We start from the raw sequence: 12,403 nt of genomic DNA on the forward strand, positions 1-12,403 counted from the left end.
AGAAGACGCTGTTTACGGGCATCTGACCTTGTACGGTGTGCCGTTCAGGTCGTGGGCAATGCAATTGCGCGGTGTCGTGACGACACCGATAAGCCCACCGCCGACAGCACCCAGGGCCGCACCGGCAATAGTCGCGTTGACCGTTGATCCTGCCACGGCACCGATCGTCGCGCCGGTCGCTGCGCCCAGCCCGGCGCCGATAAGCATCCGGTCGCGCTGGCTCTCGGTATTGGCGCACCCGGCCAGAAGGAAGGCGAGGGCTGCAACGGCAAGAATCGGTTTCATCCATGCTCCCCAGCAAAGGAATTAGCCCCGCCAGCGTGCAGATGTATGGTTAACAGAATCTTACCGAGGTCAGGTTATCCAAGCTTTATCAAGGCGCTCGGACGAAGGCTTCAGCCGGTCACCGCGGTGTTGTGGCGGCGCCGATCGCAGCGCCGCCGGCCGCTCCAAGGGCCGCGCCGGCGATGACCGGGGCGGCTCCTGCGCCCACTGCGGCACCGACGATCACACCGGTTGCAGCACCGAGGCCGCCGCCGATGATTGCCCGGTCCGTTTGTCTGCTTGTGGAGCAGCCGGCGAGGAGGGTGGCCACTGCTGCCACGACCAAAATCTGTTTCATGTCGGATACGACCTCAAAATGAGTGTGATCTGACGACGGTTTTGGCTGGGTCCGCATAGGGTGGCCACTGCAGATGAAATCGTTCTGCCTGGCACGCCGCTCCTACGAGGTACAGCCGAATCGGCGCCAATTGATGCTGAGGGTCATGACCTGATGCCGTCGAACGAAGAAGAAGCCGCGCGGACGAAGATCTTCAGCCTTCGAGCCCGTCAAGACGCTCAAAACCAATTCGTCTCATTATGGATTGCGTAACCTAAATGGCCCGTTAACGCCGAGGGCCATTGTGGTGCATTGTGATCAGGGGCAGACGACGCGATAGGGGTTTCCGTACCGGTCATAGGCGACGCAGTTTTTCGGAGCGGTTGCGGCGCCGACAATGGCACCGCCCGCGCCACCGATTGCCGCACCGGCGAGGGCCGGACCGACGCCGCCTCCAGCTGCGGCACCGATGATGGCACCGGTCGCGGCTCCGAGGCCGCCGCCTACGAGTGCCCGGTCAGTCTGGCTGTCCGACTGACAGCCAGCAAGAAGCGCCGCAGCGGCAGCAACAAAAAACAGTTTTTTCATGATTTTATCCTACCGATCCGCGGCATTGTCACACAGTCAGGGCTGCAAAGTTTTGTTATGGGCAAGCGACGCGATACGGATTGCCGTAACGGTCATAAGCCACGCAGTTTTTCGGTGTCGTTGCTGCGCCGACGATCGCACCGCCAGCTGCACCGATTGCACCACCAACAAGCGCACCGCCGACGTCGCCGGTCGCTGCAGCACCGATCGCGGCACCGGTTGCTGCGCCAAGGCCACCGCCGACCAGGGCACGGTCCGTCTGGCTGTCAGACTGACACCCTGCCAAAGCAACGCCGATTGCAGCGAGCAGAACAAGCTTCTTCATTAAAGGTAACTCCCTTCAAGACCGCGCGGTGCGGCAATTTTAATAGTTTAAAGTCTTGCCAAGGTTAAGCTGCTTTGCGCGCCGGGGCAATCTATCAATTCCTACAGTACACAAAAGCCAACTTGCTGACCGGGCAGAGTCTTTCTGTGCTGTGGAACAGATAGGGTCCATTGGGCGAAAGTAAGGCGGATTCGATCACCTCTTCAGCGCGGCGAGCAGACCGCGCGTGGATGCATCCTTCAGGTCTGCCTCCGCATCGCCCTTGACCATCGGCAGGAGCGCGGTCGCCAGTTCCTTGCCCAATTCCACGCCCCACTGATCAAACGAGTTGATGCCCCAAATGACGCCTTCAACGAAGACGCGATGCTCGTAAAGCGCGATCAGACGTCCGAGTGCGTAAGGGGTCAACTTGTCGTAAACGAGCGTGAATGACGGGCGGTCGCCCGGAAACACCTTGTGAGGCGCAAGCCGCTCCACATCGCTTTCGGACATTCCCGAAGCTGCAAGGATGGTTTTCGCTTCCTCAAGTGTCCGTCCGAGCATCAGCGCTTCGGATTGGGCAAGGCAATTTGCTGTCAGGAGCTCGTGGTGATGGCGCAGGTCGTCCTCATGGCCTTCCTTCGCGATGAGGAACTCGCAGGGAATGACCGTGGTGCCCTGATGCAGCAACTGGTAGAAGGCGTGCTGGCCATTGGTGCCCGGTTCGCCCCAGACGAGGGGCCCGGTATCCACGTCGACCGGGCTTCCGTCCAGCTTGACGCGCTTGCCGTTGGATTCCATGTCGAGTTGCTGCAGATAAGCGGGGAGGCGCGACAGGCGCTGGTCATAGGGCAACACCGCTCTCGCGCCGTAGCCCAGGACATCCCGATGCCAAACACCGATAAGGGCCATCAGGACCGGCAGGTTCTTTTCAAGAGGCGCTTCCTGGAAGTGCACGTCCATTGCATGGGCGCCCTCCAGAAAGTCGCTGAACGCATCAGGACCGATTGCAATCATCAGCGGCAGGCCGATCGCGGACCAGATGGAATAGCGTCCGCCGACCCAGTCCCAGAAACCGAAGACCCGCGCGCTGTCGATGCCGAACGCTTCGACCTTTTCGAGCGCTGTCGACACGGCTGCAAAGTGTTTGCCAACCGCGTCTTCGCCAAGGGCTGACGCGATCCACTTGCGCGCGGTTGCCGCGTTGGTCATCGTTTCGATGGTGGTAAAGGTCTTTGACGCGACGATGATCAGCGTTGTTTCCGGGTCGAGCTTTTCCAGCGTATCTGCGATATGAGCCCCGTCCACGTTGGAGACATAGTGCAGCTCCGGCCCGTCGTGGTACGGCGCAAGCGCGAGCGTCGTCATGACGGGGCCGAGATCGGATCCGCCAATGCCGATATTGACGACGTCCGTAAAGGGAGCGCCCGACGAGGACACCAGCTCACCAGACCGGATCGCTTCGGCAAAGTCCGCCATGGCATCCAGCACCGACCTGACATCCGGCATGACGTCTTCACCGTCGACCATGACAGGCTTGTCGGACTTGTTCCGAAGTGCGGTATGAAGCACCGCGCGTTTTTCGGTTTCGTTGATCTTTTCCCCCGCGAACATGGCTGCCCGCCGGCCTTCCACGCCGGCCTTGACGGCCAGCGATATGAGTTTGTTCAGCGTGTCGCTATCGATTTTCGTCTTCGAATAGTCGAGGAGAAGGTCTTCCGTGCGTGCCGAGAACGTTTCAAAGCGGCCCGGATCGTCGGCAAACAGGTTCCGAAGCGTGGTGCTGTTCAGTTTTTCAGCCTGTCCGGCGAGAGACATGAGAGTCGCTTCGAGTGTCATGGGACTTCCCCTTAAATCGATTTAACTGTCTGGATTTCAGTAACGGCAGATAGCGATCCAATTAGCACAGCATTTTGACGTAGTGGAGATTTTTCTGCGGCGCGGTTCCATCGCTTTTGGCGGCAGACACTGTGAAATCGGCGCGCTCCAGGAGCGAAAACAGGGTGGATTGACGGGAAATTAGGAGTTTTACCATAGCGTTCGGTCCGCGTGCTTGCTCAGCACAGGCCATGAACGGAAGAAGAATTCAGGTGTCTTAAACCCATGAGCAACGTGAAAATGGATCCCGCTCTCACGCATCTTCAGGAAAACCCTGAAGCCAGCGAAGATGTTCAGGTCGTCGATTTCGATACGTTCGCCATTATCGATGCCTCAATCACGAACGTGAACGAGTGGGGCTGCAAGGTCACCTCCGAGCATGTCGAGGACCTCTACAAGAATATCGGCATCCGCTTTTCCGGTGCGCGCAAACTCTCCAAGGCGCAGGTGACGTCCGTCAAGGGCAATGACGCGTCGGTGGTGTTCGTGACCAGCGAAAGCAAGGTCAGCGACAAGCGCCGGGAAAAGCGGAACGACGTCAAGATTCCGGTCAAGATCGCCGATCTGGAAGGTATCACGGAAATCGAGGGCACCATCGTCGACGCCGCCAAGAACGGCTGCAAGGTCAAGGCGAACGGGCTCACCGCTTTGCCGGAAGAAGTGCTTCTGACCATGCACAAGTTTAACAAGCCGGTGGTTGCCGAATTTGCATGGCGCAATGACAAGTCCGCCGGCATGCGGCTTCTCTGGGACAGAACCCTGGAGGAATCCGAAGGCCCGGTCGTGGCCGGCGCCATGGGAATGCCTGCCGAGGACACCGAAGACGCCTGAGCGTCTGGTCCCTCCGTTCAGTCAGAACGGCGTCAGGACGTCAGCCGTTGAGACTGCTCGCCGCACGTGCCCGTTCCTCAATGCCAGCCCAGTCATCCGACGCGATCGCCTTGGCGTCCGCGATCCAGGACCCGCCAACACACAGAACGTTCGGTAGCGCAAGATAGGCTGGGGCCTTGTCCAGGCTGACAGCTCCCGTTGGACAGAACTTCGCTGCCGCAAGCGGAGAGGAGAGCGATTTCAGATAGGACGCGCCGCCGGCCTGTTCGGCCGGGAAGAATTTCAGGCGTTGGTAGCCACGCTCAAGCAGAAACATCACCTCTGAAGCGGTGGCCGCACCGGGGAGAAGCGGAACGCTGTGCGCGTCGGCTGCGTCCAGAAGGTTGCTTGTGGCTCCTGGTGAAACGATAAACCTGGATCCGGCCGAAACCGCCGCATCATATTGCTTGCCGTCCAGCACCGTGCCCGCGCCGACAATGGCCCCCTCCACATGTTTGCTGACCGCCTCAATGGCCTCCAGCGCACGTTCCGTCCGCAACGTGATTTCGATTGCGGGCAGACCGCCCTTCACCAGGGCCGTCGCCATCGGGACGGCCTTTTGCGGATCTTCGACGACGAGAACCGGGATAACGGGCGCGGCGCACATCACCGTTTCTATTTTTTCGATATCCTGTGCCATTGAACTCTCCCAGATTTCCTGATTATGCGCCGAAGACGTGCGCGCCGCTGTCCGCCGTGCCGACATTGGCGCGGAAGGCGGTGAAAAGATCGCGGCCGACACCAAACTGATGTTCGCTGAGATCGGCGACTGCTACAGGGCGGGCGTCAAACTCCTTCTCATCGACGAGGACCTTCAATTCACCGGTGACAGCATCGATGCGGATCATGTCGCCGTCGCGGATCTTTGCGATCGGCCCGCCGTTTTCGGCTTCCGGCGTGACATGGATTGCCGCCGGCACCTTGCCGGACGCGCCCGACATGCGGCCGTCAGTGATCAGCGCAACCTTGTAACCCTTGTCCTGCAGAATGCCGAGACAGGGTGTCAGCTTGTGCAATTCGGGCATGCCGATCGCCTTCGGGCCCTGGAAGCGTACGACAGCAGCGACATCTCCCTTCAGTTCCTTCTTGTTGAAGGCGTCCAGGAAGGCGTCCTGCGAATGGAAGACGCGCGCGGGGGCTTCGATGATGTGGCGTTCCTTGGCAACCGCAGAAACCTTGATCACGGCCTTGCCGAGATTGCCGTTGAGCATTTTCAGACCGCCAGTCGGCTGGAAGGCCTTGGAAAGCGGCGCCAGAACGGTTTCGTCCCCCGATGTTTCAGGCGCGTCTTCGCGCTGGAGGTTGCCGTTCTCGTCCAGTTTGGCTTCCACCGTATAACCGGACAGGTCCGTGCCGTAGACCGTTTTGACGTCCTTGTGAAGGTACCCGTCCGAGAGCAGCTCGCGAATGAGAAAGGCAAGACCACCGGCTGCCTGGAAGTGGTTAACATCCGCCTTGCCGTTCGGGTAGACCCTGGCGAGGAGCGGCACAATGTCCGACAGGTCGGAAATGTCGTCCCAGGTCAGCTTGATCCCGGCTGTTGCCGCAATGGCGACCAGATGCATCGTGTGATTGGTGGATCCACCCGTGGCATGAAGACCGACCACGCCGTTGACGATCGCCTTTTCATCGATGATCTCGCCGGCCGGGGTGTACTCATTGCCGAGCGCGGAAATTGCCAGGGCGCGTTTGGCAGCTTCCTTTGTCAGCGCATCGCGCAGCGGCGTGCCCGGATTGACGAAGGAGGAGCCAGGCATATGCAGTCCCATGATTTCCATCAGCATCTGATTGGAATTCGCGGTGCCGTAAAAAGTGCAGGTTCCGGGTGAATGATAGGCTTTGGACTCGCTTTCAAGAAGCGCGTCGCGCCCGACCTTTCCCTCCGCGTAGAGCTGGCGCACCTTGGCCTTGTCATCATTGGAAATGCCGGTGGTCATGGGGCCCGCGGGGATGAAGACCGCGGGCATGTGGCCGAAGGAAAGAGCGGCAATCGCGAGGCCGGGAACGATCTTGTCGCAAATGCCGAGGAACACCGCGGCATCGAACATCTGGTGCGACAGGCCGACGGCAGCCGCCATGGCGATAACGTCCCTGGAAAACAGCGACAGTTCCATGCCATCCTGACCCTGGGTGACTCCGTCACACATGGCCGGAACGCCGCCTGCGACCTGCGCGACAGCGCCGACTTCGTGGGCCGCTTCACGGATCATCGCGGGGTAGGTCTCGTATGGCTGATGCGCCGACAGCATGTCGTTGTAAGACGTGATGATGCCGAGATTCGGAACGACATCTCCGGAAAGCGCCTGTTTGTCGGAGACGCCGCAGGCCGCAAATCCGTGCGCAAGGTTGCCGCAAGAAAGCCGGGACCGCTGCGGCCCCTGTTCGGCAGCCTTGCCGATCCTTTCCAGGTAAAGGGACCGGCTGTCATGACTGCGTTTGACGATCCGTTCCGTAACGTCGCCGATGCGATCCTGGATTGTCATTGTTCTGATCCTTTCCTCGCCACGCGTGGCTGGGTGGGGTGTCTGAGAGCAGATAGGGCTATGTTGCCCCATTTTGCGTTTTAATCGATTTAAATGACAGAAATCTGGCAGGCAAAGCCTGCGCAGTTTTCCTAGATGCCGTCTTCTTCCGACCAGGTGCGTCCGTCACGCTCGACGAGCGCGATGGCAGCCGACGGGCCCCAGGTCCCCGCGGTGTATCCCTTGGGCGTTTCCTTTGATGCCGCCCAGGCTGTCAGGATCGGATCGACCCAGGCCCATGCCGCATCAACCTCGTCACGCCGCATGAACAGGGTCTGGTTGCCACGGATCACATCCATGATGAGGCGTTCGTAGGCGTCAGGATTGCGTACCTTGAAAGCGTCGGCAAAGCTCATGTCGAGCGGAACCTGCCGGAGGCGCATCCCGCCGGGTCCGGGGTCCTTGATCATGACCTGCATCTGAACGCCTTCATCGGGCTGCAGGCGGATGATGAGCCGGTTGGCCGTGATCTTGCCGGCTTCCGTATCAAAAATGGAATGGGGGATCGGTTGGAACTGCACGACAATTTCCGAAACCCGCTGGGCGAGGCGCTTGCCCGTGCGCAGGTAGAACGGGACACCCGCCCATCGCCAGTTGGCGATGTCGGCCCTTAGGGCGACAAAGGTTTCCGTCCGGCTCTCATCGTTGCCGAGTTCTTCAAGGTAACCCGGCACGGCTCCGCCGGCGGATGCGCCAGCGCGATACTGCCCGCGCACGGTCAACTTGTCGGCGCCCTCGGCGTCGATCGGGGTGAGGGCCTTCAAGACTTTCAGCTTTTCGTCCCGGACACTGTCCGCGTCCATGGATTCCGGCGGTTCCATGGCAACAAGGCACAGAAGCTGGAGGATATGGTTCTGAACCATGTCCCGCAGCGCGCCGGCGGTGTCGTAGTATCCGGCCCGTCCGCCTGTTCCGAGGGACTCGGCGACCGTGATCTGGACATGGTCGATATGCGCGGCATTCCAGAGCGGTTCGAACAGAGCATTGGCAAAGCGAAGCGCCATCAGGTTCTGAACGGTTTCCTTGCCGAGATAGTGATCGATACGGAAGATCTGGTCTTCCTTGAACACGGCTCCAACTGTGTCGTTCAGGGCCTTGGCCGATGCGCCGTCCTTGCCAATCGGCTTTTCCATGACCACGCGGGCATGCCTGTTGACGACGCCGACCCTGCCGAGGTTTTCGCAGATCGTACCGAAGAGGTCAGGCCCGACTGCCAGGTAAAAGGCACGGATCACATCCGCACGTTCGTCCAGGACCGTTTTCAGATCCTCGAAGCCTTTGCCCGTGGCGACATCGATCTTCACATAATGCAGACGCTTGAGAAACTGCGCGAGATGCTCTTCGTCGAGATCCTTGACGTGTTCCTTGAGCGCGTTTTCCGCCCAGGCCCTGTAGTCGTCGTCGGTGTAATCGCGGCGCGCACTGCAGATGATGCGGGCCTGTTCGGGCATCTGCCCGTCCGCATCGCGGTGATAAAGAGCGGGCAGAAGCTTGCGGTGCGCCAGATCGCCGGATGCTCCGAACACGACCAGGTCGAATTCCTGAACTTCAATGACGCGTACCGCCATGGCACTATCCTTCCAACAGCTTGTCTGTTGCCGGGCCTTTTGCAGCTCCAGCAGAACCCGGAGGGCTTTTAAATCGATTTAAATCTTTTGTCAGCCCCTCAAATGAGCTTTGACCATTCTTTTTGCAGTTCCGCGATCCGAGGGAGATCGGCACCGCGCCGCGAGCAGGTGATTGCCGCAGCCTGGACTGCGAATTCAAGAAGACGGCTGACGCGCTGTTCGTCAAGCTCCGCCAGCGATTTTCGGTCAGTTGCCCCAAGCCTTTTGAGACCCGCCAGCAGGGCCGCCTGAAAGGTGTCGCCTGCACCGACAGTGTCTTCTACATTTACCTGGATACCAGGACAAGCCGTCTCGAAAGAGCTGCTGAAGGCCTGCGCACCTTCGCCCCCTCGCGTGACGATGACGAGTGCCGTGCCGCCCGAAACCCATCGGCGGGCAATCGCGGAGACCTCTTCCTTCGGCGCGATCAGCGCCAGGTCTTCGTCGCTCACCTTGATTACATCGGCCAAGGGCGCGAGACTTTCCGTGTTTTGCCGCCACAGGCCGAGATCGGGTTCCACCGTGGGGCGGATATTCGGGTCAAAGGACACCAGCGTGCGCGCGCGCTCGCGTTCTATCAGGGCTTTCAGGGTGCCCGCCACGGGTTCAACCAGGGCCGTGTAGGACCCCAGATGCAGGAACAGCGGCGGGTCGTCAAAATCGGGCAGATCGTCCAGTGTGACCATACGGTCCGCGGCGTTTGCGCCGTAAAACGTGTAGGCGGGGTGGCCCAGATCGTCTTTCTGGACGAGGCTCAGGGTCGTGAGATAGTCGGTTCTGAGGATGTAGCGCTCGGACACACCCTCTTTCCGGAATTTCTCGACGAGTTTCGCACCGAGCGTGTCGTTGGAGATTCCGCCGAAGAACCCGGCATTTTCGCCGAGACGCGCCAGGCCCATGGCAACGTTGAACGGCGACCCGCCTATTCTCGCGTCGAAACGGGCGCCATCTTGCGCACTTTGGTCGCCGAACAGGTCGAACAGGGCTTCACCACAGATCAGGAACATTTCAAGTCCAGACAGTTAGACGTGTTTCATGTTGCGGGCCGGCGCAGCCGGACCGCGGGTTCGTTACCTTGCAGGTGTCTTCAGGCCGCCATGTTTTCCGGCGGATCCATCGCGCCCGTCATGATCGCGACGGCTTCGGACATTGAAAAGTCGGATGGCTTGATCACACAGGCGCGCCGCCCGAGCCGGTGGATGTGGATGCGGTCCGCCACCTCGAAGACATGCGGCATGTTGTGGCTGATGAGAACGATCGGGAGGCCACGCGCCTTGACGTCCTTGATCAGGTCCAGAACGCGGCGGCTTTCCTTGACACCGAGCGCCGCTGTCGGTTCGTCCATGATGATGACCTTGGACCCGAACGCGGCCGCCCGCGCCACGGCAACCCCCTGGCGCTGACCGCCGGACAGGGTTTCCACCGCCTGGTTGATGTTCTGGATCGTGAGTAGGCCCAGTTCACTGAGTTTCTCCCTGGCGACCTCCTCCATCTTCTTTCGATCCAGTTGCCGGAACACCGAGCCCATGAGGCCCGGTTTCCTGAGCTCGCGCCCCATGAACATGTTGTCCGCGATCGACAGGGCAGGCGACATGGCAAGCGTCTGGTAGACGGTTTCGATGCCGGCATCGCGTGCATGAATAGGCGTGGAGAAGTTCACCGGTTTGCCGTCGAGGAGAATATCACCCTCGTCGGGAATAACGGCGCCGCTGAGGGCCTTGATCAGGGTGGACTTGCCGGCGCCGTTGTCGCCGATCACGGCGAGGATCTCGCCGGGATAGAGTTCGAAGTCGGTATGATCCATGGCGACAACGCGGCCATAGCGTTTGACCAGGTTGCGTGCTTGCAGGACGGGTTCCATCAGACTGACACCTTTCTGATCCACTGGTCGACCGCGACCGCTGCAATGATGAGCAATCCGATGAGGAGATAGGTCCATTGGGCGTCCGCGCCGAGCAGGCGCAGGCCGAGAGTGAACACGCCGACGATCAGGGCACCGAACAGGCTGCCCAGGATCGAGCCCCGGCCACCGAAGAGCGAAATGCCGCCGATCACGACCGCGGTTATGGATTCGATGTTTGCAAGCTGTCCCGATGTCGGCGAGACGGAGCCGATGCGTCCGATCATGGCCCAGCCCGCGAAAGCGCAGATCAGGCCTGAGAGCATGTAGACGGAAATGAGAACCTTCTTGACCTGGACGCCCGAGAGTTGGGCCGCTTCCGGGTCGTCACCGACCGCATAGACATGACGCCCCCAGGCTGTCTGGCGCAGCGCATAGGCAAGGATCAGCACCAGCAAAACCATGAAAATGACGCCGTAGGTGAAGATGGCGCCGCCGATATTCACCTTGGTGCCGAACAGCTGCAGGAAGGGCGCCGCCTTGGCGATATCCTGGGACCGTATCGTCTCGTTGGCGGAATAAAGGAAGTTGGTGGCCAGAACGATCTGCCACATGCCGAGCGTCACGATGAACGGTGGCAGCTTCACGACCGCGACAAGAAAGCCGTTGATGTAGCCGCAGATCGTGCCGCACAGAAGACCGCAGGCGACCGCCACTTCAACGGGCAAGCCGTACCGGAAGGTGAACTGTCCCATCACGACCGAGGACAGGACCATGATCGCGCCGACCGAAAGGTCGATACCGGCGGTCAGGATCACGACGCTCTGCGCGGCTGCGACGATACCCACGATCTGCACCTGCTGCAGAATGAGGGTCAGCGCAAACGGCGAAAAAAACTTCGATCCCAACAAAATGCCGAAAATGGCAATGGATAAAATCAGGACAATCAGCGGCACCAGAGACGGGGTCTGGTGCAGCGTGTGCTGGATCTTCTGTCCCAGTGATTGATGATGATCGTCAAAGGATGCCACGGCCTGAGGACTGGCTTCTGCTGCAGCTTCGAAGTTTGCCTGCCCACCCGCGGTCTTGTTGTCTGAGGTCATGCCCGTTTCCCTCTATGCGCCCTTGAAAAGGGGCAAGGAAGACCTTGCCCCTTTCTGTCTTGTAGGGGGAATCAGCCCCAGCAGAGATCCGTGCCCTTGGCAGTGTCGATGGATTCGACGCCATCTACCGGCTTGTCCGTGACAAGAGCGACGCCCGTGTCAAAGAAGTCCTTGCCCGGTGTCGGCTCCGGCTTCTTGCCGCTGTCGGCCCAGGTCTTGATGGCTTCGATGCCCAACGAGGCCATCAGGAGCGGGTATTGCTGCGACGTCGCACCGATCACGCCGTCCTTGACGTTCTGGACGCCCGGGCAACCGCCATCGACGGATACGATAAGAACATCGTTCTCGCGGCCGATCGCCTTTAGGGCTTCATATGCCCCCGCCGCGGCAGGTTCGTTGATCGTGTAGACGACGTTGATCATCGGGTCTTTCGCAAGAAGGTTTTCCATGGCGCGGCGGCCACCTTCCTCGTTGCCCTGTGTCACGTCGTTGCCGACAATGCGTGAATCGGTCTCATCGCCCCACTTGTTCGGGTCGCCAAGGTCGATTCCGAAGCCCTGCAGAAAGCCCTGGTCGCGCAGAACGCCGACGGTCGGCTGGCTGATGGCAAGATCGAGCATGCCGATCTTTGCGTCGGCTGCCTTGTCACCAAGCGCGCCAGCGGCCCACTTGCCGATCAGTTCGCCGGCCAGGAAGTTGTCGGTCGCGAAGGTCGCGTCGGCGGCATCGATCGGGCTGAGGGGCGTGTCAAGGGCGATCACGAGGAGGCCGTTGTCACGGGCCTGTTGCACCGCCGGCACGATAGAGGACGTGTCGGACGCAGTCAGCAGGATGCCCTTCGCGCCGTCGGCAATGCAGGTCTCGATGGCGGCAACCTGGGTCTCATGGTCACCGTCTACCTTGCCGGCGAAGGATTTCAGCTCGATGCCAAGCTCTCCAGCCTTGGCCGTCGCGCCTTCCTTCATTTTCACGAAGAACGGGTTGGTATCGGTTTTTGTGATCAGGCAGGCTGAAATATCTGCTGCCGCTGCCGGTGCCGCCACCATGGCGGCAAGGACTGAACCAGTCGCAAGTAATTTGCGGATCATTT

Annotated in this window: 13 protein-coding genes; 1 reads left to right on the top strand and 12 read right to left on the bottom strand. The window is 60.2% G+C overall.

Annotated elements, in window-relative coordinates; genetic code table 11:
- Window positions 1-12: 12 nt before the first annotated feature.
- The 5 genes from RDA78_RS17545 to pgi all read right to left on the bottom strand — a co-directional run bounded on the left by RDA78_RS17545 (window position 13) and on the right by pgi (window position 3,332).
- Entirely contained in the window at window positions 13-285 is a 273-nt protein-coding gene (locus RDA78_RS17545; protein ID WP_319382942.1) for a hypothetical protein, read from the bottom strand.
- Between the two features lie 118 nt (window positions 286-403).
- A complete protein-coding gene (locus RDA78_RS17550) occupies window positions 404-622 on the bottom strand; it encodes a hypothetical protein (protein WP_434051106.1) in 219 nt (72 codons plus the stop codon).
- A gap of 297 nt (window positions 623-919) precedes the next feature.
- A complete protein-coding gene (locus RDA78_RS17555; RefSeq protein ID WP_434051107.1) occupies window positions 920-1,189 on the bottom strand; it encodes a lipoprotein in 270 nt (89 codons plus the stop codon).
- 55 nt (window positions 1,190-1,244) lie between these two features.
- Window positions 1,245-1,514: a glycine zipper domain-containing protein gene (locus tag RDA78_RS17560; RefSeq protein ID WP_306144589.1), complete on the bottom strand. Its 270-nt coding sequence runs from the start codon at window positions 1,512-1,514 to the stop codon at window positions 1,245-1,247.
- Window positions 1,515-1,709: 195 nt separating this feature from the next.
- Window positions 1,710-3,332 carry a glucose-6-phosphate isomerase gene (gene pgi, locus RDA78_RS17565; protein ID WP_434051108.1) on the bottom strand — a complete coding sequence of 541 codons (1,623 nt, stop codon included), beginning with the start codon at window positions 3,330-3,332 and terminating at the stop codon, window positions 1,710-1,712.
- A gap of 264 nt (window positions 3,333-3,596) precedes the next feature.
- On the opposite strand from pgi, the gene RDA78_RS17570 reads away from it, so the two are divergent.
- On the top strand, window positions 3,597-4,202 hold the full coding sequence (locus tag RDA78_RS17570) for a PilZ domain-containing protein (RefSeq protein WP_434051109.1): 606 nt from the start codon (window positions 3,597-3,599) through the stop codon (window positions 4,200-4,202).
- A 40-nt stretch (window positions 4,203-4,242) separates the two neighbouring features.
- Here RDA78_RS17570 and eda read toward each other — a convergent pair whose 3' ends face one another.
- The 7 genes from eda to RDA78_RS17605 all read right to left on the bottom strand — a co-directional run bounded on the left by eda (window position 4,243) and on the right by RDA78_RS17605 (window position 12,401).
- A complete protein-coding gene (gene eda / locus RDA78_RS17575) occupies window positions 4,243-4,881 on the bottom strand; it encodes a bifunctional 4-hydroxy-2-oxoglutarate aldolase/2-dehydro-3-deoxy-phosphogluconate aldolase (RefSeq protein WP_434051110.1) in 639 nt (212 codons plus the stop codon).
- A gap of 22 nt (window positions 4,882-4,903) precedes the next feature.
- A complete protein-coding gene (edd, locus tag RDA78_RS17580; protein WP_434051111.1) occupies window positions 4,904-6,724 on the bottom strand; it encodes a phosphogluconate dehydratase in 1,821 nt (606 codons plus the stop codon).
- A gap of 131 nt (window positions 6,725-6,855) precedes the next feature.
- Window positions 6,856-8,331 (bottom strand): glucose-6-phosphate dehydrogenase, encoded by a 1,476-nt coding sequence (zwf, locus tag RDA78_RS17585; RefSeq protein WP_434051112.1) that lies wholly within the window; start codon window positions 8,329-8,331, stop codon window positions 6,856-6,858.
- 98 nt (window positions 8,332-8,429) lie between these two features.
- On the bottom strand, window positions 8,430-9,377 hold the full coding sequence (locus tag RDA78_RS17590) for a carbohydrate kinase family protein (protein WP_434051113.1): 948 nt from the start codon (window positions 9,375-9,377) through the stop codon (window positions 8,430-8,432).
- Window positions 9,378-9,457: 80 nt separating this feature from the next.
- Complete coding sequence (locus RDA78_RS17595) at window positions 9,458-10,231, bottom strand: ATP-binding cassette domain-containing protein (protein ID WP_434051114.1); 774 nt, start codon at window positions 10,229-10,231, stop codon at window positions 9,458-9,460.
- Window positions 10,231-11,313 carry an ABC transporter permease gene (locus RDA78_RS17600; RefSeq protein WP_434051115.1) on the bottom strand — a complete coding sequence of 361 codons (1,083 nt, stop codon included), beginning with the start codon at window positions 11,311-11,313 and terminating at the stop codon, window positions 10,231-10,233. Before RDA78_RS17600 ends, RDA78_RS17595 begins: the two co-directional genes overlap by 1 nt.
- A gap of 71 nt (window positions 11,314-11,384) precedes the next feature.
- Window positions 11,385-12,401 (bottom strand): sugar ABC transporter substrate-binding protein, encoded by a 1,017-nt coding sequence (locus RDA78_RS17605; RefSeq protein ID WP_434051116.1) that lies wholly within the window; start codon window positions 12,399-12,401, stop codon window positions 11,385-11,387.
- Window positions 12,402-12,403: the final 2 nt, after the last annotated feature.

The organism is Roseibium sp. (genome assembly GCF_051016195.1).
GTDB lineage: Bacteria > Pseudomonadota > Alphaproteobacteria > Rhizobiales > Stappiaceae > Roseibium.